This window comes from Flavobacterium sp. NKUCC04_CG, from assembly GCF_019345525.1.
Lineage (GTDB): Bacteria > Bacteroidota > Bacteroidia > Flavobacteriales > Flavobacteriaceae > Flavobacterium.
The window spans coordinates 206,074-227,599 of record NZ_JAHKRA010000001.1 but is presented as its reverse complement, the minus strand read 5'-3'; the positions used below and the strand labels follow the sequence as shown (position 1 = coordinate 227,599).

Here is a 21,526-nt window from a genome sequence, read left to right as displayed (position 1 = left end):
TATTGTAGCGTGTCCTCCGGACCAGGCTGTTCGCTTTATCTTTTGACTTTTAAAATAAAAATCAAAAGGATGTCGCTACCATCCTTCACGCAAATCGCATTAAATTAAAAATAATAGATAGGTATATAAAGCAGGGCAATCAATACCTTTGTCAAGCTTTAGTATATGATAAAAATACTCACGATGAAATACGCAAAAAACATACTAGAAACCATAGGGAATACGCCTTTGGTTCAATTGAATAAGGTTACAGAAGATATTAGCGCTCTGGTTTTGGCCAAAGTAGAAACCTTTAATCCGGGAAATTCGATTAAGGATCGTATGGCGGTTAAAATGATTGCCGATGCAGAGGCAGACGGCCGATTAAAACCAGGCGGAACTATCATCGAAGGTACTTCTGGAAATACAGGTATGGGATTGGCTTTGGCTGCGATTGTAAAGGGATATAAGCTGATCTGTGTCATATCCGATAAACAATCCAAAGAAAAGATGGATATACTTCGTGCAGTTGGTGCCGAAGTAGTGGTTTGTCCGACCGATGTAGAACCAGCTGACCCGCGTTCTTATTACTCTGTATCCAAAAGATTAGCCGAAGAAACACCCAATGCTTGGTATGTAAATCAATACGACAATCCGTCGAATGCCTTAGCGCATTACGAACAAACCGGACCGGAGATTTGGGAACAAACCGACGGAAAAATCACCCATTTTATTTCAGGTGTAGGTACGGGGGGTACGATATCTGGAACGGCAAAATACCTAAAAGAGAAAAATCCCAACATCAAAATCTGGGGAATTGACACTTACGGGTCTGTATTCAAAAAATACCATGAAACCGGAATCTTTGACGAGAACGAAGTGTACTCTTATGTCACTGAAGGAATCGGTGAAGATATATTGCCTAAAAATGTTGATTTTTCACTAATTGACGGATTCACCAAAGTTACTGATAAAGATGCTGCGGTTTATACGCGTAAAATTGCTTTGGAAGAAGGGATTTTTGTTGGTAACTCTGCTGGAGCAGCTATCAAAGGAATGTTGCAATTGAAGGAGCATTTCGGTCCCGATGACGTGGTAGTTGTTTTGTTTCACGACAGCGGTAGTCGTTATGTAGGTAAAATGTTTAACGACGATTGGATGCGTTCACAAGGCTACTTAGAAGAACAAGTGGTATTGGCTAAAGATTTGGTAGAGTCACATAAAGACAAGCCTCTGGTTATTGTTCGTACCGAAGAATTGGTGTCTCATGCCATATTGAGAATGCATAAATTCAATATCTCTCAAATACCAGTAGTCGATATTACGGGATTTGTGGGTTCATTAGACGAAACCGATTTATTCCAAAGTTATCTAATCAATAAAGATATTTCCGATAAACCAATTCGCGAAGTGATGGGTAAGCCCTATCCCATCGTCGATGAAGATACTCCAGTTGAAAAAGTATCGCCTTTATTCCAGGATCATGCTGCGGTTTTACTAAAAACAAAAGACGGTAAATACAACATCATTACCAAACACGATATTATCAGTTCGATTCAATAATGTACTGATCAACAAAAAAAGCCCTGTAAATTTTCTACAGGGCTTTTTTTGTTGAATAGGGAATCGCAATTAGTCATTAATATCCAATTAAAACACCAGAGACATTCCAATAGCTAAAGCTACTACCTTGAGAGTCGCCTTGATTGATTCGGATTTGAATTTTGTGTTTGCCTGCGGCCAAATCCCCCAACCCAACGCTCATCGGGTATGTCACTGTTCCTGGACACCAATTGGAGCGACTTAAATCAGAAGACGATAAGCCGTTTTTAAAATTGCCCGATGCTGGATTCATCAAACGATACGAGCCACAATCTTCACGCCAAGGAATTACGCTATGCACCAGTTTACCATCGACAAAAATCTTGTTTTCCTTAGCATTAAATTCATCTCCAGCTTTCCAACCGCCGTGTCCGGTTGTTATATAGCGCAACTGGGCGTTGTTTACGGCCTTTTGTAGCTCAAATTCTACAAAGAGTCCCTTGTCTGTGCTGAATAGGGTTGGATACTCCTGACCGTCCATTTCAAGTACGTTAACCGTATTGAAAAGCGGCATAATTACAACAGCCTCTTCCTTCTCTGATTCACTGGGATGTATGCTGATATCGGCAGATACTTGATGACCGGCGCTATCGTAATTACTAATATACATACCAATATATACTTCTCGGTCTTTTAAGAGCGGAGCATAGGCTGTGATTTCTTGTCGGAAATGAGCGACGGGGTTCCATATTTTATCTTTGATTTGGATGTGATTAAATTTACCAATCCCAAATGGTGTAAAAAAACGCATCAATTCAATTAGTGGATTAAAAGTAGGAGTAGCAACAAAACCTTGATATTTTTTTCCGTTGCCTCCGGTGTAAATCGGAAGCAACTCCTTGCCGTTTTGTAAGGCATCGAGAAAGGAACTTTTGTAGTAGGTAGGTATTATGAAAACGCTTGCAGTGCGGTCGTATGCATCACCTAGTGACGACTGAGTAACATCTAAGAAAAGTTGACTTCCCTTTTTGTACTTAGGGATTTTTATTTTGCGAACAATCACATTTCCCTTTGCAAAGCGAAAAATACTGTCGTTGGAACGCGCATTTGCTGTATAGTTAATGGTTTCATTTTTAAATATCGGAATGTTGATAAAGCGGCTTTGCCATATTTTTTGTTGGTAAGTCAACGCGTCAAAAAGAGGGGTATTGGCCAATTTAACATGGGCGTCGATGTCGAAAGGTATGTTTTTATTAATCTTGGATGCTGTAATTCGGTATTCTTTATTTCTGGTCATTTCCAAAACCAATCCCAATGAACTTCCCAACAAGTTTGGAGCTCCTTTAACTGGAATCTCAGTAGTAAACCAAAGTTCAATTGCATTAGAATTTACTGTGGTGGTTGCCTTTTTACAAAGATACCCTTGTATTCGTTTGGTCTGGCCTGTTAGGGTATATTTTTTAGGATCGTCTAATACGTTATCTGCGCTCCCAATCCGTTCTTTTAAGTTTAATTGAGAAAGGTTAAAACGTTGTTTTCTTGCCACATCGATATAATATTCCTCCAATGGAAACGTTTCTTGTTTCTTTTCAAACTCCTTTAAAGTACTCACTAATGTTTGCTGAGTATTCGCAATGATTAAAATAGGGTTTTCTGCGTCAATAAGGCGGCCGTGATCAAAAGTTTGGTATTCGACAGTGAAATTTAACGGTGTTTTTTGAGCGAAGCTCGGTAGTGAAAAGATAGTAGTTAGTAGTAAAATGATCAAGTAATAGTGTTTCATAAAAGGGAGCAAAATTTGTAAAAGCTTCTAAAAAAGCATAAAAATATCAATTTTTTTTCAATATCTTAGATTCCGTTGATAATTAAGGAGTTATGAAGGAGGCTTTTTTACATTATATATGGCAATATAAGTTGTTTAGTTTTACGGATTTAAAAACTGAACAAGGAGAATCATTGCAAATTATTCGATCGGGTGAATATACGCAACAGTCAGGACCTGATTTCTTTAACAGCCTAATTGTTTTAGGTAATCAAAAATGGGCGGGAAATATTGAAATACACACGAAGTCATCGGATTGGTATTTGCATCACCATGAACGCGATAAAAATTACGACAACGTTATCTTGCACGTGGTATGGGAATATGATGTTCCCGTAATGCGGTCTAATCAAACTGAAATTCCGGTATTGTTGCTCTCCAAATACGTCGATTGCGAAATCCTAAAGCGCTATAGGTTGTTGGATCAACCAAAAAAGTGGATTTACTGCGAAGACTTTATTGGAACTATGGATGTTTTTAAGCGAAATAAATGGTTGGAAACCCTTTTTTTTGAACGGATGCAACATAAGGTAAATCCGATTAAACAATTATTAATACAGCATAATTCAGATTGGGAATCGGTGTTCTTTTGTCAAATTGCTCAGGGATTTGGTCTAAACATTAATGGCGCCACTTTTTTAAATATGGCAAAATCCCTACCGATACAATTGGTCAACAAAGAACGCTTGTCCGTGAGCAATTTAGAAGCCTTATTTTTTGGGAAAACCAACATACTCCGTGCTGATTTTCAAGAATATTATGGTAAAAATCTATGGGATACGTGGCTTTTTTTATCTCATAAATACCAATTGGATAACTTAGATGCTTTACAAGTGAGTTATTTTAAACTGCATCCCGATAATTTTCCGAGTATACGTTTATCTCAGCTGGCAAATTTGATACATCAGCACTCCAGTTTATTTGATGCCATACTGCAGGCTACAACAAAGGCAGATTATTATAAAATATTGGATATAAGTACTAGTGAATATTGGAGAACGCATTATATAATGGATAAAATAAGTCCATCCAAAAATAAGAGAACAACCCAGACCTTTATCGATTTAATCATTATTAATACGGTTATCCCACTTAAATACGCTTATTATCAATCCAAAGGAATGGATTATTCCGATGCCTTATTGGATTTAGTCAGTAGTCTAAAACCGGAAAAAAACAGTATTATTGATTATTTTTCGGTACTGGGCGTAGCGGTAAATAGCAGCTTTGATACCCAATCGCTATTGCATCTCAAAAAGCACTATTGCGATGCGAAAAAATGCTTGAGCTGCGGTATTGGTCGAGCTTATTTGTATAAGGATAAAATAAAATAAATAAGAGCAGTATTGGCATCCTTTTCTATGGTGTCTTTGTTTATCTGGAAAAGCAAATAGGAGAATTAACATCTGTCATATTGTATACAATCTAAAAGTGAGTACTGTGGTGTTTTTTATAAGGAATAGCGTCATAAAGCAGTTGTTTTTTCTTTTGTTACCATAATTATTAAATGCTTATATTTGTCTACCAACTAGAAGAAAATGGTCAATAATATTAGATATTTTTTTGAAAAGCACGGTTTCCGAGTATCGGCTCGCTTAGCGGATCGTATTGGCATGCGTACCAGTAGTGTGCGTTTCTTCTTTATTTATCTCTCCTTTTTTACCTTGGGACTGGCTTTTGCTTTTTACCTTACTTTGGCTTTTGTAGTGCGTATTAAGGATTTGGTATATACCAAACGCAGCTCTGTTTTTGATTTATAGGCGTTAGGCTTTATTTCATTATATTTTTATATTTAGGCTTCTAAAATATAAAAAGGCGCGCATTAACAGTGAAAAATCGATGGCTAAATAATATTCCTTATGTTACCCGTTCGCAACGGATGGGAATACTATGGCTTGCCTTATTGATTATAGTATTTCAAATCATTTATTTTGTATATCTCAATTGGGCGATGAATAGGACGGTAATTGAACCCTTTGATGTTGAGTGGCATGCCCAGCAGCTCGTGCTAGATTCTATTGCTCTTCAGACGAAACAACAGCTGGAGCTAAAGCCTTTTAATCCCAATTTTATTTCCGACTATAAGGGCTATTCCTTGGGGATGTCCTTGGAGGAAATTGATAAACTACATGCTTATCGCGAGAAAAACCACTTTGTAAATTCGGCAGCAGAATTCCAGACCGTAACAGGAGTGTCAAAGCAATGGTTAGATAGTATTTCAGTATATTTTAAATTTCCGCAATGGACTTCGAGTTCACAAAAAGCTCAGTTGCCCAAAAAGCAGGACGCCATAACAACTGCGTTAGAAATCAAAGACATCAATACAGCTTCTCGAGATGAACTGATGCAAGTTAGAGGAATTGGACCGGTTTTTTCTGATCGAATTATTAACGAAAGAAATCGTCTAAGGGGTTTTGTTCATATGAAACAACTTGATTTTATTTGGGGCCTTAGCCCAGAAAACATAGCTAATTTGAATGCCTATTTTGATATTTTAGATCCTGTTGTCGTTTTAAAAACCAATGTCAATACGGCAACACTAGACGAAATTAGTAAAATACCGTATATTAACTATCGCATTGCTAGAGGGATAGTGATTTATAGGAGTAGCCATGGCGATTTCACACATTTAAAGGAATTTGAAAATATTGTGAATTTCCCACTTGACAAATTGGAGATAATTAGCTTATATTTGGCTTTTTAAGAAATATAAAAACAACTACAATGAACTTCGACTATAATGAAACCCAAGCGATGATTGCACAGTCAATCAGAGATTTCGCTGAACAAAATATCCGCCCACACATTATGGAGTGGGATGAAGCACAATTTTTCCCTGTTGATTTGTTTAAAAAACTAGGTGAAATGGGCTTTATGGGTGTTTTGGTGCCAGAAGAATTAGGAGGCTCAGGATTGGGATACCACGAATACATCACCATTGTTGAGGAAATATCCAAAGTAGATTCGTCTATTGGACTTTCTGTTGCAGCGCACAACTCTTTGTGTACCAATCATATTTTAACCTTTGGTAATGAAGAACAAAAGAAAAGATGGATTCCTAAATTAGCTACGGCAGAGTGGATTGGAGCTTGGGGGTTAACGGAGCACAATACCGGTTCAGATGCAGGAGGGATGAATACTACTGCAGTTAAGGACGGAGATCATTGGGTAATTAATGGTGCTAAGAATTTTATTACACATGCCATTTCAGGAGATGTAGCGGTAGTAATTGTAAGAACGGGAGAAAAAGGAGATTCTCGAGGTATGACTGCTTTTGTAATCGAAAAGGGAACACCAGGTTTTTCAAGTGGTAGAAAAGAAAATAAATTGGGAATGAGAGCTTCGGAGACGGCAGAGTTGATTTTTGACAATTGCCGTATTTCAGACGATAATCGTTTAGGTGAAGTAGGAGAAGGATTTATCCAAGCTATGAAAATATTAGATGGTGGACGTATTTCTATTGGAGCTTTATCTTTAGGTATTGCCAAAGGAGCTTATGAAGCAGCTTTGAAATATTCAAAAGAGAGACATCAGTTTGGAAAACCAATCAGCTCTTTCCAGGCCATTGCCTTTAAATTGGCTGATATGGCTACGGAAATCGAAGCTTCAGAATTGTTGTTGCACAAAGCGGCTTATTTAAAGAACAATCATAAACCGATGACAAAGTTGGGAGCTATGGCTAAAATGTATGCATCAGAAGTGTGTGTAAAGGTTTCTTCAGAAGCAATACAGATTCACGGAGGATACGGATATACCAAAGATTTTCCAGTAGAGAAATTCTATAGAGACTCTAAATTATGTACTATTGGCGAGGGAACTACTGAAATCCAGAAATTAGTCATTTCAAGAAATGTGTTAAAAGACTAACACGTCAAAATCAAATAGGATTTAGGTGTTGATAAAAATGATTTAATTTATTTCTGTGGCTACTTCCTTCATATGGGAGTTGGTATTTATAAATCGCAAATTCGAATGAATTTGACACGAACTGTGATTTGTAAACAGGAGAATTACATAGTAAGTTTTTAAGTGTAGTATTACATGGAGCCTAAAACATTAGAATATAAAATAAAGATGGTCTAGAAAAGGCCATCTTTATTTGTTTAAAGGAGTTGCTTATAGTCTGCTTTCAAAAACAGATCTTTTATATTAAGGGCTCTCGTATAATCGAATCTGCAACTAGTAAACAAGGAATCGTTTTTTAAATAACAGCGTTTTCAAACCTCAAAAACTTCTACGACAAATACGCCTAGCTGCGCTTTAACCTCTGTACTTAAAAAAAAACATTGCATTAAAAGTTGAAATTATCTAATTCTTTTTTAAGTTTACTTACTTTAGTGGAAAATACAATTAATAAACCTTAATACTATAAAATATGAAAAGAATAGTGATTTTTTTGTTCTTATTGCTATCAGTTGGAGCTTTAGCGCAAAGAAAGACTCCTCCTGTAAAGAAACAGCGTCCTCCAGTACAACGAAAAGCACCACCGCTGGGGAAACCCTCTATGGAAAAAGCATTGGAACTGTGGAGCAAAGGCGATCTTAAAAATGCAACCATGTTTTTTGATAAGCTAGCCGAGGACAATAAGGAAAATTGGATTCCTGCCTATTATTTGGCCTTGTTAGAAACGACCAATTCGTTTGATGTCACTAATCATAGAGATAAGATGAATCAAATTGATAAGGCACGTAAGAGTATAGAAAGTTATATAGATACCTCAAATCAGGCAGAATGGTTAATTTTATTGGCATTGAACTACAGTTCAGAAGTAAGTATAGATCCATTGGGTAAAAAAGCATTATCTCAAAAAGTGATGGATTTGTATGATGAAGCTTTGGAGTTGGAACCGAATAACCCACGAGCCTTATTTGGCAAAGCAGCCTATTTTATAAAAGAGGCTGAATATTTTGGAAAAGATAAAACGGTTCATTGTCCAGACCTTAAACAAGCTTTAGTTGCTTTTGACAATCAAAAATCAGACATTCCGTTTTATCCAAAATGGGGTGAAGATCAAGCGCGAAAATTAGATCAAGCCGTTTGTGCCAATTAAAAATAACAAAGGAGTATTTGAGTTAATAGGAAAAGCATTCGATTAATGTAAAGTGATAAAAACTTATCAAAAGTTGTTTTTACGACGAAAAAAGTAGCCAGGGAAATTTTATTTTTCTGGCTACTTTTTTTTCTTGTGTACAGTGGCTTTGTGAAGTCAGTCGTCCAATTATACAACTCAAGCCTTAATTTGTACAGCTCAAACCAATGTTTTTCGAGTTCTAATAAAGGCAAGATATATTTGTTTCCATATATTTTAATCTTTAGAAAGCATAGTGTTATGAGAAAATTATTTATTTTTATTTTAAGTCTGACTTCGGTCATCATGTGTGCGCAAAGTAGTTATGAAAGGCAAATGGAAAGTGCTTTGAAAGCAATGGGTAAAGGCAATTTCTTACAAGCAAGAACCCAATTGGAACACTTAATCCATGCGGATACGGCCAATTGGATTCCACAGTATTATTTAGTACTAACTGAGCTTAAACAGGTATTTCGAAGTACAGATCGAGAAGAACAACTCCGTTTGATTTCCAAAATTAAGCCTTCTATAGCGGAGTATTTAGCTAAGGAAACTAATGTAGAATGGTTGGTATTATCCGCTTTTTGTTATACAGCCGAATTAACAACAGATCCGATTAATAAAGGCGCGTATTTAACTGAAGTAATCTTGGATTTGTATGATCAAGCCTTAAAAATAGACCCGCAAAATCCGCGTGTATTATTGGAGAAAACTGCGTTTAAAATGGAAACAGCCCGCTTTTATAATCAAGACCTAAAACCCTTTTGTATGCAGTTAAGCAAAATGAAATCTTATTTAGTAAGTTCGCCTACAGCTACTACGGCATTTTATCCAAATTGGGAACAACAACGTTTGGCGGAATTACTTAAAACTTGTGTAAATTAGTATGATGAATCAGTTAAAAAAACAATTGTTAGGAGCTGCTTCTGTCGGAGGGCTAGTCGTGTTACTTTTAATTGGTTTGAAGTATACAATTACTGGTTATTTGGAGTGGACGCCCCTTTTCTTAAAAAAAGTATTCGTTGATTTTAGCATTAGTTTTTGCATTTATATATTTAATGTTTTATTGTCAATACTTATTGTAAAGATTGTAAAGAATGATGTGGATTATAAAAAACGAATCCTGTTGTTTATTCCATGTAGTCTATTGATTACGGTTTTTTTTGTGGTTTTTATAGAAGTGGTTTTTAGTGGGGTTTCCGGTTTTCAGGAGTTTTTTGATTTTATTAAAAACTTTTCATTCCACAAGTTGGTACTTCCATTAATCATTACAGCGATGGTTTTGACAGTAGTGTTTGGATGGATGTTTTATAGGGCGTTTTTACAACAGCAGCAGCGTGAGCGCAACATGCAGGCTGAAAATCAAATGGCCCAGTTACAGGGATTGAAAAACCAGTTAGACCCGCATTTTCTTTTTAACAGTCTTAATGTTTTGACGGGCTTAATTCAAGAGAACCCAACACAGGCAGAAGTATTTACGCGGTCGCTGTCAAAGATATATCGTTATGTTTTAGAACAGAAAAACAGAGACTTGGTACCGTTAGTAGAGGAATTGCAATTTGCGCGTTTGTATATGCAACTATTGCAATTGCGATTTGAAGACAGTTTGGAATTTACTATAGAAGACGTGGATGATAATAAAGTAAACTTCCAAGTGGTGTCCTTGGGCTTGCAAATTTTATTGGAGAATGCTTTAAAGCACAATCAGGCCGATCCGATAAATCCGTTAAGAGTTCGTATTTCTTGGGAAAAAGACTATTTGGTAGTGACCAATACTTTTAGACCGAAAAAAAGTCGGTCTAAAGAGTCTAATGTAGGACTTAATAATGTGATAGAGCGTTATAAAATGTTGACAGTAAGACCTGTTTTTATCGATTGCGACAATGTTTTTTTTATAGTCAAGTTGCCTTTGATGTCCTTTTAAAAAGTGTAATATGAGAATAGTAGTCATAGAAGATGAAAAACCTGCTGCCAGACTTTTAGTTCGAGAAATCGAACGTTGTGGTTTTCAGGTCGCTCAGATATTGTATAGCGTACGTGAAGCAATCGATTGGTTTAAAAAGGAAGAGGAGCCCGACTTGATCTTTGCGGACATTCAATTGGTTGACGGGCTTTCCTTTGATATTTTTGAAGCGCTGACTTTGCATTCGTCGATAATCTTTACGACGGCTTATGATGAATATGCCCTGCGAGCCTTTAAATTTAATAGTCTCGATTATTTGTTAAAGCCTATCGATCAACAGGAGTTGATGTTGGCCCTGGATAAATACCGAACTTTTAATAAAGCCCTTTTGAATTTAGGGAAAGTACGGGAGCGCTATTTGGAAATCAACTATAGAAAACGATTTTTAGTTAGGTTGGGGATTCAAGTAAAGATCGTGGAAACTCAAGAGGTAGAATGCGTTTTTATTAGACATAGAGGGGTTTTTATACACCTCAATTCAAACAGGAATTATTTGTTAGATCAAGATACTTTAGAGGAGGTTATGGCAGAGCTGGATCCCAGTCAGTTTTTTAGAGTAAATAGAAAACAAATTATATCCTTAGCTGCGATTCGGGAAATCAGTGTATATTTAAATTCTCGATTAAAAATCGGTTTGAAAACCTATAGTGAGGATGATATTATTGTGAGTAGAGAACGGGTAAATGATTTTAAGAATTGGTTGAGTCAAAAGAAAGTTTACTGAATTTGTATGCTGGAGCAATCTAGTAAGAAGTAAAAGAACAACAGCATGTAGCTTTTTTTTAAAATTACTATGCTAGTTAAATAAAAAGCAATACCTTTGCACCCACATAAATGAAAGGAGGTGTATATACTATGTTAATCATTCCAATTAAAGACGGAGAAAATATCGATAGAGCGCTAAAGCGTTACAAACGTAAATTTGACAAGACTAAAACCTTGCGTCAATTGAGATCTCGTCAGGCGTTTTCGAAACCTTCGATCACCAAAAGAGCAAAAATGCAGAAAGCTGCTTACGTTCAAGGATTAAGAGATGCTGTAGAAATCTAGCCTTTTAATAATTGAATTAAATATAAACCGTTATGATAAAGTGTTTAACTTTGTTGTAACGGTTTTTTTGTGTCTTAAAATCAAAGCTTCGATGGGATTTATGAAAAAGTATGTGGGTTTTGGTAAGGGTGTATTGGAAAACTTTTAATAGATGAAAAAAGCAGTTTGATGAATACAGATCTTCAAAAATATGTAGATTACCTCGTTAAAGAGAAAAACTTTTCGCCTAAAACCGTGTCGGCATATTCGTCGGATGTGGAGGGCTTTTTAGTGTTTTTGGCAACCGATACAGAGGTGGGTTATCTCGGAGTCACCTATGATCATGTGCGAGCATGGGTTGTGGAGCTTTCTGAGCAAGGTTTATCGAACAATACGATTAATCGCAAAACGAGTGCTTTAAAATCGTTTTATTCGTTTCTTTTAAGATTGCAGTTGGTTGCTGAGCATCCTCTAAAAAGTCATGTTTCCTTGCGTGTAGATAAGAAGATTCAGGTTCCTTTTTCTGTTACGGAAGTTCGAGCGGTTTTGGGGCAATTTGACCAATCCAATCAGTTTGAGGATGTGCGTGACCGCTTGGTCGTGGAGTTGTTATATGCTTTGGGGTTGCGACGTGCTGAATTATTGGCTTTAGAGGTTGATGATTTGGATTTTTATAACGATGTGGTTCGGGTTTGTGGAAAGCGAAACAAGGTTCGATTGTTGCCCATGATTAAACCGTTAAAAAACCTTTTAAAAGAATATTTGTCGTTGAGGGGAGTTTTGGTTGTTGATGCGAATTTTAAAGTGTTAATAATTTCAAAACACGCTAATAAAGTAAGCGAAACATTTGTTTATCGATTAATAAATAAGTACTTTAGTCATGTGTCCTCAAAGGAAAAGAAAAGTCCACATATGTTGCGGCATACGTTTGCGACGCATTTGTTAAACAATGGAGCGGATATCAATGCGATAAAAGAATTGATGGGGCATGCGAGTTTATCGTCCACTCAGGTTTATGCTCATTCGAGTTTGGATCAGCTGAAATTGGTTTATCAAAATGCGCATCCTCGGGTCAAGAAAGACAAATAGATTTTTAATTGATAAAACAAGTAATTATGAAAGTAAACATTCAAGCAGTTAATTTTAACGTCGATAGAAAGTTAGTGGATTTTATAAATGAACGTCTGACCAAATTAGAGAAGTACTATGATAAGATAGTTACTTTTGATGTGTTTTTAAAGTTGGATAACGGTAGTGATAAGGAAAACAAATGTGTTGATGTCAAGATTTTGGTTCCTGGAGATGAGTTGATTGTAAAGAAGGTAGCCAAAACGTTTGAAGAGGCAGTAGATTTGTGTGGGGATTCTTTAGAACGATTGTTGCTTAAACGTAAAGAAAGAATAAAATCTCATCTATAAAGGGCAAAAAAAATTAAAAAAAGTTTTGTTTAACAAATAAAATATATACATTTGCAGTCCGTTAGAAATAGCGGGCTTTTTTTATTGAAGCCGCCGGTGTAGCTCAGCTGGCTAGAGCAGCTGATTTGTAATCAGCAGGTCGTGGGTTCGAGTCCCTCTATCGGCTCAATAGAATATTTGACATTTACGGGTTAGGGGAGATACTCAAGCGGCCAACGAGGACGGACTGTAAATCCGTTGGGAAACCTTCGCAGGTTCGAATCCTGCTCTCCCCACAATAAATAAGTAAAAAGCGTATGCCGGTGTAGCTCAGGGGTAGAGTGTTTCCTTGGTAAGGAAGAGGTCACGGGTTCAATTCCCGTCATTGGCTCAAGTTTTTTTATTAAATTTGAACACTAATTATATAACTAAGATTAAATTATTAAATCATGGCAAAGGAAAATTTTGATCGTTCGAAGCCGCACCTTAACATTGGTACAATCGGACACGTGGATCACGGAAAAACAACTTTGACTGCAGCTATTACTAAAGTATTATCTGATGCAGGTTATTCTGAAGCAAGAAGTTTCGATCAAATCGATAACGCTCCGGAAGAAAAAGAAAGAGGGATTACTATCAATACATCTCACGTAGAGTATGCTACAGCAAACCGTCACTATGCTCACGTTGACTGTCCAGGTCACGCGGATTATGTGAAAAACATGGTTACTGGTGCTGCTCAGATGGATGGTGCAATTCTTGTAGTTGCTTCGACTGATGGACCAATGCCACAAACTCGTGAACACATCCTTTTAGGTCGCCAGGTTGGTATTCCTAGAATTGTTGTTTTCATGAACAAAGTTGACATGGTTGACGATGCTGAATTATTAGAGTTAGTAGAGATGGAAATCAGAGATTTGTTGTCTTTCTACCAATATGACGGTGATAACGGACCAGTTATTCAAGGATCTGCTTTAGGAGCTTTAAACGGAGAGCCTAAATGGGTTGATACAGTACTACAATTGATGGCAGAAGTTGATCAATGGATCGAAGAGCCAATTCGTGATACTGAAAAACCATTCTTGATGCCAGTTGAAGATGTATTTACAATTACAGGACGTGGAACTGTTGCTACAGGTCGTATCGAAACTGGTATTGCTAATACAGGAGATCCTGTTGAAATCATTGGTATGGGTGCAGATAAATTGACTTCTACTGTAACAGGAGTTGAGATGTTCCGTAAAATCCTTGATAGAGGTGAAGCTGGAGATAACGTAGGTTTATTGTTGAGAGGTATTGATAAAAATGATATCCGTAGAGGTATGGTTATCGTTAAGCCAGGATCAGTTAAACCACACGCTAAATTCAAAGCGGAAGTTTATATCTTGAAAAAAGAAGAAGGTGGACGTCACACTCCATTCCACAATAACTACCGTCCACAATTCTACGTTCGTACAACGGATGTAACTGGAACTATCATGTTGCCAGAAGGAGTTGAGATGGTTATGCCTGGAGATAACTTAACAATTGACGTTCAATTATTGAGCCCAATTGCTTTGAGTTTAGGTCTTCGTTTTGCAATCCGTGAGGGTGGTAGAACAGTAGGAGCTGGTCAGGTAACTGAAATTCTAGACTAATTTATTAGTAAATAATTTTTAAAGTCAGTAGTTTTTAACTACTGACTTTTCTAACAAACGGGTGTAGTTCAAGGGTAGAATAGCGGTCTCCAAAACCGTTGATGGGGGTTCGAATCCCTCCACCCGTGCAAATAAAGTAAACAATGAAAGTTATTAATTACATATCTGAAGCATTCAGAGAATTGAAATCCAATGTGACTTGGTCTCCTTGGTCTGAAGTGCAGCGCTTGACAATTATTGTAGCTGTGTTTACAGTAGTTTTTTCTTTAGCGACATGGGGCGTTGACTCTTCCTTCTCGGAATTGTTAGGTGTCTTTTATAACTGGGTTAAAAATTAAATCATAAGAGAATAGATATGACTGATAATAATGTCAAAAAATGGTATGTGGTTCGTGCGGTGAGTGGACAGGAAAACAAGGTTAAGAATTATATCGAAACCGAGATTTCTAGATTAGGAATGTCTGATTACCTTTCCCAAGTACTTGTTCCGACAGAAAAAGTTGTTCAAATTCGCGACGGAAAAAAAACCACTAAAGAAAGGGTTTATTTTCCAGGTTACATTATGGTTGAAGCGAATTTAACTGGAGAGGTTCCTCACGTGATTAAATCCATAACCGGAGTTATCGGTTTTTTGGGTGAAACCAAAGGCGGAGAACCAGTGCCGTTAAGAATTGCTGAAGTAAATAGAATGTTAGGAAAAGTGGATGAATTGTCCGTTAAGGTCGATACAGGTGCTATTCCGTACATCGTTGGTGAGACAGTAAAAGTTATCGATGGACCATTTAATGGTTTCAACGGTACAGTTGAAAACATCAACGAAGAAAAACGTAAACTCGAAGTAATGGTGAAAATTTTTGGAAGAAAAACACCGCTAGAGTTGAGTTTTATGCAAGTAGAAAAAATATAATTGTTACATATTGTACGCATCTTTGCTTCCAATTGAAGATGTGCTAAATTTTTTGAAAAATGGCAAAAGAAATTAGTAAAGTAGTTAAACTACAAGTTAAGGGAGGTGCAGCGAATCCTTCGCCACCGGTTGGACCTGCTTTGGGGGCTGCTGGAGTTAACATCATGGAGTTCTGTAAGCAATTTAATGCTAGAACACAAGATAAACCAGGCAAGATATTACCAGTACAAATTACTGTGTATAAAGACAAATCTTTTGAATTTGTTGTTAAAACGCCACCTGCTGCTGTTCAATTATTAGAGGCTGCAAAAGCAAAATCCGGTTCTGGTGAACCAAACAGAAAAAAAGTAGCTAGTGTTACTTGGGAACAAGTTAAAGCTATCGCAGAAGACAAAATGCCAGATTTAAACGCATTTACGGTTGAATCAGCTATGTCAATGATAGCGGGTACTGCAAGATCTATGGGAATTTCTGTAACAGGGACTGCTCCTTTTTAATTGTAAAAGAAAAAAGAAATGGCAAAATTAACAAAAAAGCAAAAAGATGCAGCTTCTAAAATCGAGAAGAATAAAGCTTACTCTTTGAAAGATGCTTCGGCATTAGTAAAAGAAATCGCTTCTGCAAAGTTTGATGAATCAGTAGATATCTCTGTTCGTTTAGGAGTTGATCCTAGAAAAGCAAACCAAATGGTTCGTGGAGTTGTAACATTACCTCACGGAACTGGTAAAGATGTTCGCGTTTTAGCATTAGTTACTCCAGACAAGGAAGAAGAAGCTAAAGCAGCTGGTGCAGATTACGTTGGACTTGATGATTACCTACAAAAAATCAAAGACGGTTGGACAGATGTTGATGTGATCATCACTATGCCTGCTGTTATGGGTAAATTAGGACCATTAGGTAGAATTTTAGGGCCAAGAGGTTTAATGCCTAACCCTAAAACTGGAACGGTAACTATGGATGTTGCGAAAGCAGTTCAAGAAGTGAAAGCTGGTAAAATCGATTTTAAAGTTGACAAAACAGGTATCGTTCACGCGTCTATCGGTAAAGTGTCTTTCGAGGCAGAAAAACTTACTGAAAACGCTGCGGAATTGATCCAAACATTAATCAAATTAAAACCAACAGCAGCTAAAGGTACTTATATTAAGTCTATTCATATATCAAGTACTATGAGTCCTGCTATTGCTTTAGATCCGAAAGCAGTTTAATTGGTAGTTAAAAATTGTAAGCATGACTAGAGAACAAAAATCACTCGCGATTGAAGTTTTAACTGAACAGTTAGCTGGAGCCAATATTTTATATATTGCAGATATATCTGGACTAAATGCGGACGTTACTTCGAATCTACGAAGAGCTTGTTATAAAGCAAGTATCAAATTAGAAGTTGTAAAAAATACATTGCTTGCAAAAGCAATGGAAGCTTCTGTAAATAATTACGAAGATTTACCTTCTGTGTTAAAAGGGAATAGTGCGATCATGATTGCTGAAGTAGCAAACGCTCCAGCAAAAATCATCAAAGATTTTAGAAAAAAATCTGCTAAACCACTTTTGAAAGGAGCTTATATCAACGAAGAAATCTATATTGGGGATAACCTATTGGATTCTTTGGTGGCTATCAAGTCAAGAGAAGAAGTTATTGGAGAAATCATTGGATTACTTCAGTCTCCTGCACAGAGAGTTATTTCAGCTCTTCAAAATCAATTTAAAGACGAAGTTGCTGCTGAAGAAGTTTCAGCTGAGTAATCATTCGTTTTGATTCTTATACAAGAACGCACTTAATAAATTATATTTTTACAAATCAAATTAAAAGATAGAAAAAATGGCAGATTTGAAACAATTCGCAGAACAATTGGTTAACCTAACAGTTAAAGAAGTTAACGAATTAGCAACTATATTAAAAGATGACTACGGTATTGAGCCAGCAGCAGCAGCAGTAATCGTTTCTGGAGGAGACGCAGCAGTAGTTGAAGAGCAAACTGAATTCACAGTTATCTTAAAAGAGGCTGGAGCTTCTAAATTAGCTGTTGTAAAAGCAGTTAAAGAATTAACAGGTCTTGGTCTTAAAGAAGCAAAAGACATCGTTGATTCAGTTCCATCTAACATCAAAGAAGGAGTTTCTAAAGATGAAGCAGAAGGTCTTAAAAAATCATTGGAAGAAGCTGGAGCTGTTGTTGAGCTTAAGTAATCAACCCAACATGATATAACCAGGTTTAGGCCTTGAGAATCACTCTCAAAGGCCTAAACCATTTTGCGTATAAGCACTTTTCTACGCAATATTATTATTTTTTTTTAATCAAAATTTTGTCCATTGATGATTACAAATCAGACTGAAAGATTAAATTTTGCCTCGACTAAAAACATACCTGCATATCCAGATTTCTTGGATATCCAAGTGAAATCTTTTAAGGATTTTTTTCAGTTAGAAACCAAATCTGAAGAAAGAGGCAATGAAGGTTTATACAATACCTTCATGGAAAATTTCCCTATTACTGATACTAGAAATCAGTTTGTATTGGAATTTCTTGATTACTTTGTAGACCCTCCCCGTTATACAATTGAAGAATGTATTGATAGAGGTTTAACGTATAGCGTTCCTTTAAAAGCACGTTTGAAATTGTACTGTACTGACCCAGAACACGAAGATTTTGAAACTATTGTTCAAGATGTGTATCTAGGAACCATACCTTATATGACGCCGAGCGGTACATTCGTAATCAATGGAGCTGAGCGTGTAGTAGTATCTCAATTGCACCGTTCACCTGGTGTTTTCTTTGGTCAATCTTTCCATGCAAATGGTACAAAATTATATTCAGCTAGAGTAATCCCGTTTAAGGGATCTTGGATTGAGTTTGCTACCGATATCAATAGCGTGATGTACGCGTATATCGATAGAAAGAAAAAATTACCTGTTACAACTTTATTCCGTGCTATAGGTTTCGAAAGAGACAAGGACATCCTAGAGATTTTCGACCTTGCTGAGGAAATTAAAGTATCGAAAACAGGCCTAAAAAAATACATAGGACGAAGACTTGCTGCTCGTGTGTTAAACACTTGGCATGAAGATTTCGTTGATGAAGATACTGGAGAGGTTGTTTCTATTGAGAGAAATGAAATTATCTTAGACCGAGATACGGTGCTAGACAAAGATAATATCGAAGAAATCATAGACGCCAACGTTAAAACAGTTCTTTTACACAAAGAAGACGCGAATCAGGCAGATTATGCCATCATACATAATACCTTGCAAAAGGATCCTACGAACTCTGAAAAAGAGGCCGTAGAACATATTTACCGTCAATTGAGAAATGCAGAACCGCCTGATGAAGAAACGGCTCGTGGTATCATTGACAAATTGTTTTTCTCCGATCAACGTTACAATCTAGGTGAAGTTGGTCGTTATAGAATGAACAAAAAATTAAACTTGGATACACCAATCGATAAACAAGTTTTAACAAAAGAAGATATTATCACTATTGTTAAATACTTAATCGAATTGATTAACTCTAAGGCGGAGATTGATGATATTGATCACTTGTCTAACCGTCGTGTTAGAACAGTAGGAGAACAATTGTCAGCTCAGTTTGGTGTTGGTTTGGCTCGTATGGCAAGAACTATTCGTGAGCGTATGAACGTACGGGACAACGAGGTGTTTACGCCTATCGATTTGATCAATGCGAAAACATTATCATCGGTAATCAACTCGTTCTTTGGAACGAACCAGTTATCTCAGTTCATGGATCAAACCAATCCATTGGCCGAAATTACTCACAAGCGTAGACTTTCTGCCCTTGGACCTGGTGGACTTTCTCGTGAAAGAGCCGGATTTGAGGTACGTGACGTTCACTATACGCACTACGGTCGTTTATGTCCAATTGAAACTCCAGAGGGACCAAACATTGGTTTGATTTCGTCTTTGGCTGTTTATGCTAAAGTAAATGGAATGGGCTTTATTGAAACACCTTATAGAAAGGTTGTTGACGGTAAAGTGGATTTGGTTTCTGTACCTGTTTATTTAAGTGCGGAAGAAGAAGAAGAGAAGATGATTGCTCAGGCAAACATCGCGATGACTGATGACGGTACAGTAACTGCAGAACGCGTTATTGCAAGAGAAGAAGGAGATTTCCCAGTGGTAACACCTAAGGAAATTCATTATACAGACGTTGCACCAAACCAAATTGCTTCGATTTCAGCATCGTTGATTCCTTTCTTGGAACATGATGATGCCAACCGTGCTTTGATGGGATCTAACATGATGCGCCAAGCGGTGCCTTTGTTAAGACCACAAGCGCCTATCGTTGGAACTGGATTGGAACGTCAAGTAGCCTCGGATTCGAGAGTTTTGATTAACGCTGAAGGGAATGGAGTTGTAGAATACGTAGATGCTCAAAAAATCATCATCAAGTACGATCGTACTGATGAAGACCGTTTGATCAGCTTCGATAGCGACGAAAAAACTTATAACTTAATCAAATTCAGAAAAACCAATCAAAGCACAAGTATCAACTTAAAACCGATTGTTCGTAAAGGTGATCGCGTGAGTAAAGGACAAGTACTTTGTGATGGTTATGCTACTGAAAAAGGAGAATTGGCTTTAGGTCGTAACTTGAAAGTGGCTTTTATGCCATGGAAAGGATACAACTTTGAGGATGCTATCGTAATCTCTGAAAAAGTGGTTCGCGATGATATCTTTACCTCAATTCACGTGGATGATTATACACTGGAAGTTAGAGATACCAAATTAGGAAACGAAGAGTTGACTAATGATATTCCTAACGTTAGTGAAGAAGCAACCAAAGACTTGGATGAAAACGGAATGATCCGAATTGGAGCAGAAGTAAAACCAGGTGATATCTTGATTGGTAAGATTACTCCAAAAGGAGAGTCTGATCCAACTCCAGAGGAAAAACTTTTAAGAGCTATCTTTGGTGACAAAGCAGGTGATGTAAAAGATGCTTCTTTGAAAGCTTCACCATCTTTACGAGGTGTAGTTTTAGATAAAAAATTGTTCGCAAGAGCAGTAAAAGACAAACGCAAACGTTCAAAAGATAAAGATGAATTAGCGGTACTTGAAACCAAGTATGAGATAAAATTCAACGAATTAAAAGAGCGTTTAGTTGAGAAATTATTTTTTATCGTAAACGGTAAAACATCTCAAGGGGTGTTAAACGATTTGGGAGAAGAAATTTTGCCAAAAGGTAAAAAATATACTCAAAAAATGTTGTTTGCAGTAGAAGATTTTGCTCACTTGACAAAAGGACAGTGGACTACTGATGATCATACGAATAATATGATTACAGATTTAATTCACAACTATAAAATCAAGTTGAACGACCTTCAAGGAATGTTGAGAAGAGAAAAATTCATGATCACTGTTGGTGATGAACTTCCTTCTGGAATCCTTAAATTAGCAAAGGTTTATATCGCCAAAAAACGTAAGTTAAAAGTTGGAGATAAAATGGCTGGACGTCACGGTAATAAAGGTATTGTTGCCAAAATTGTACGTGATGAAGACATGCCTTTCTTAGAAGATGGAACACCGGTTGATATTGTATTGAATCCACTTGGAGTACCTTCTCGTATGAATATTGGTCAGATTTATGAAACAGTACTTGGATGGGCTGGACAAAAATTGGGAAGAACTTTTGCGACTCCTATTTTTGACGGTGCAAACTTGGATCAAATCAATGAATTTACTGATGAAGCGGGAATCCCAAGATTCGGACATACTTATCTATACGATGGGGGAACGGGAGAACGTTTTGACCAAAGAGCAACGGTGGGTGTAATTTATATGTTAAAATTAGGACACATGGTAGACGATAAAATGCACGCGCGTTCTATCGGACCATACTCTTTAATCACGCAACAACCATTAGGTGGTAAAGCGCAATTTGGAGGTCAACGTTTTGGAGAGATGGAGGTTTGGGCTTTGGAAGCTTATGGTGCATCGAGTACACTACGTGAAATATTGACGGTTAAATCGGATGACGTTATTGGTAGAGCTAAAACTTACGAGGCAATCGTTAAAGGAGAACCTATGCCAGAACCAGGACTTCCAGAATCATTCAATGTATTAATGCATGAATTGAAAGGTCTTGGATTAGACATCAGATTAGAAGAATAAACTAAGTAATGTGACAAGCAGTGTACTTGTATACTGCTTGTTTTTTACAATACACTTTAAC

21 protein-coding genes and 4 tRNA genes are annotated in these 21,526 nt (G+C 36.9%); 24 read left to right on the top strand and 1 reads right to left on the bottom strand.

Annotation, left to right across the window (positions count from 1 at the left end):
• Positions 1–183 precede the first annotated feature (183 nt).
• Complete coding sequence (locus KO524_RS00890; RefSeq protein ID WP_219288257.1) at positions 184–1,542, top strand: pyridoxal-phosphate dependent enzyme; 1,359 nt, start codon at positions 184–186, stop codon at positions 1,540–1,542.
• Between the two features lie 76 nt (positions 1,543–1,618).
• On the opposite strand, the gene KO524_RS00885 is transcribed toward KO524_RS00890, so the two are convergent.
• Entirely contained in the window at positions 1,619–3,304 is a 1,686-nt protein-coding gene (locus KO524_RS00885) for a GLPGLI family protein (RefSeq protein ID WP_219288255.1), read from the bottom strand.
• 92 nt (positions 3,305–3,396) lie between these two features.
• Here KO524_RS00885 and KO524_RS00880 point away from each other — a divergent pair, with 92 nt between their 5' ends.
• From KO524_RS00880 to rpoB, 23 genes are all read left to right on the top strand, one after another.
• Positions 3,397–4,677 carry a DUF2851 family protein gene (locus tag KO524_RS00880; RefSeq protein WP_219288253.1) on the top strand — a complete coding sequence of 427 codons (1,281 nt, stop codon included), beginning with the start codon at positions 3,397–3,399 and terminating at the stop codon, positions 4,675–4,677.
• Between the two features lie 204 nt (positions 4,678–4,881).
• Entirely contained in the window at positions 4,882–5,103 is a 222-nt protein-coding gene (locus KO524_RS00875) for a PspC domain-containing protein (RefSeq protein WP_219288251.1), read from the top strand.
• 68 nt (positions 5,104–5,171) lie between these two features.
• Positions 5,172–6,047 (top strand): helix-hairpin-helix domain-containing protein, encoded by an 876-nt coding sequence (locus KO524_RS00870; RefSeq protein WP_219288249.1) that lies wholly within the window; start codon positions 5,172–5,174, stop codon positions 6,045–6,047.
• A 20-nt stretch (positions 6,048–6,067) separates the two neighbouring features.
• The gene (locus tag KO524_RS00865) at positions 6,068–7,210 is read left to right on the top strand and encodes an acyl-CoA dehydrogenase family protein (RefSeq protein WP_219288247.1); all 1,143 of its coding nucleotides are present in this window, start codon (positions 6,068–6,070) and stop codon (positions 7,208–7,210) included.
• Between the two features lie 508 nt (positions 7,211–7,718).
• The gene (locus tag KO524_RS00860) at positions 7,719–8,393 is read left to right on the top strand and encodes a hypothetical protein (RefSeq protein ID WP_219288245.1); all 675 of its coding nucleotides are present in this window, start codon (positions 7,719–7,721) and stop codon (positions 8,391–8,393) included.
• Between the two features lie 279 nt (positions 8,394–8,672).
• Positions 8,673–9,296 carry a hypothetical protein gene (locus KO524_RS00855; protein WP_219288243.1) on the top strand — a complete coding sequence of 208 codons (624 nt, stop codon included), beginning with the start codon at positions 8,673–8,675 and terminating at the stop codon, positions 9,294–9,296.
• 1 nt (position 9,297) lies between these two features.
• Positions 9,298–10,335, top strand: a complete 1,038-nt coding sequence (locus KO524_RS00850; protein WP_219288241.1) for a sensor histidine kinase — start codon at positions 9,298–9,300, stop codon at positions 10,333–10,335.
• A gap of 10 nt (positions 10,336–10,345) precedes the next feature.
• Positions 10,346–11,098 (top strand): LytTR family DNA-binding domain-containing protein, encoded by a 753-nt coding sequence (locus KO524_RS00845; protein WP_219288239.1) that lies wholly within the window; start codon positions 10,346–10,348, stop codon positions 11,096–11,098.
• 131 nt (positions 11,099–11,229) lie between these two features.
• Positions 11,230–11,424, top strand: coding sequence for a 30S ribosomal protein S21 (rpsU, locus tag KO524_RS00840; protein ID WP_219288616.1), 195 nt, complete (start codon positions 11,230–11,232; stop codon positions 11,422–11,424).
• 168 nt (positions 11,425–11,592) lie between these two features.
• Positions 11,593–12,492 carry a tyrosine-type recombinase/integrase gene (locus KO524_RS00835; RefSeq protein ID WP_219288237.1) on the top strand — a complete coding sequence of 300 codons (900 nt, stop codon included), beginning with the start codon at positions 11,593–11,595 and terminating at the stop codon, positions 12,490–12,492.
• Positions 12,493–12,518: 26 nt separating this feature from the next.
• Complete coding sequence (gene hpf / locus KO524_RS00830) at positions 12,519–12,821, top strand: ribosome hibernation-promoting factor, HPF/YfiA family (protein ID WP_219288235.1); 303 nt, start codon at positions 12,519–12,521, stop codon at positions 12,819–12,821.
• Between the two features lie 92 nt (positions 12,822–12,913).
• Positions 12,914–12,987, top strand: a tRNA-Thr gene (locus KO524_RS00825).
• A 28-nt stretch (positions 12,988–13,015) separates the two neighbouring features.
• Positions 13,016–13,096 (top strand) — tRNA-Tyr (locus KO524_RS00820).
• Between the two features lie 23 nt (positions 13,097–13,119).
• Positions 13,120–13,191 (top strand) — tRNA-Thr (locus tag KO524_RS00815).
• A gap of 58 nt (positions 13,192–13,249) precedes the next feature.
• Positions 13,250–14,437, top strand: a complete 1,188-nt coding sequence (gene tuf / locus KO524_RS00810) for an elongation factor Tu (protein ID WP_219288233.1) — start codon at positions 13,250–13,252, stop codon at positions 14,435–14,437.
• 57 nt (positions 14,438–14,494) lie between these two features.
• Positions 14,495–14,565: transfer RNA gene (locus tag KO524_RS00805), tRNA-Trp, on the top strand.
• 15 nt (positions 14,566–14,580) lie between these two features.
• Complete coding sequence (gene secE / locus KO524_RS00800) at positions 14,581–14,775, top strand: preprotein translocase subunit SecE (RefSeq protein WP_219288231.1); 195 nt, start codon at positions 14,581–14,583, stop codon at positions 14,773–14,775.
• Positions 14,776–14,792: 17 nt separating this feature from the next.
• Entirely contained in the window at positions 14,793–15,344 is a 552-nt protein-coding gene (gene nusG / locus KO524_RS00795) for a transcription termination/antitermination protein NusG (protein ID WP_219288229.1), read from the top strand.
• Between the two features lie 59 nt (positions 15,345–15,403).
• Entirely contained in the window at positions 15,404–15,841 is a 438-nt protein-coding gene (gene rplK / locus KO524_RS00790; RefSeq protein ID WP_219288227.1) for a 50S ribosomal protein L11, read from the top strand.
• Between the two features lie 18 nt (positions 15,842–15,859).
• Positions 15,860–16,549, top strand: a complete 690-nt coding sequence (gene rplA, locus KO524_RS00785; RefSeq protein ID WP_219288225.1) for a 50S ribosomal protein L1 — start codon at positions 15,860–15,862, stop codon at positions 16,547–16,549.
• Positions 16,550–16,571: 22 nt separating this feature from the next.
• Entirely contained in the window at positions 16,572–17,084 is a 513-nt protein-coding gene (gene rplJ, locus KO524_RS00780; RefSeq protein WP_219288223.1) for a 50S ribosomal protein L10, read from the top strand.
• A 76-nt stretch (positions 17,085–17,160) separates the two neighbouring features.
• Positions 17,161–17,526, top strand: a complete 366-nt coding sequence (gene rplL, locus KO524_RS00775) for a 50S ribosomal protein L7/L12 (protein ID WP_219288221.1) — start codon at positions 17,161–17,163, stop codon at positions 17,524–17,526.
• Positions 17,527–17,652: 126 nt separating this feature from the next.
• Entirely contained in the window at positions 17,653–21,465 is a 3,813-nt protein-coding gene (gene rpoB, locus KO524_RS00770; RefSeq protein WP_219288219.1) for a DNA-directed RNA polymerase subunit beta, read from the top strand.
• Positions 21,466–21,526 lie beyond the last annotated feature (61 nt).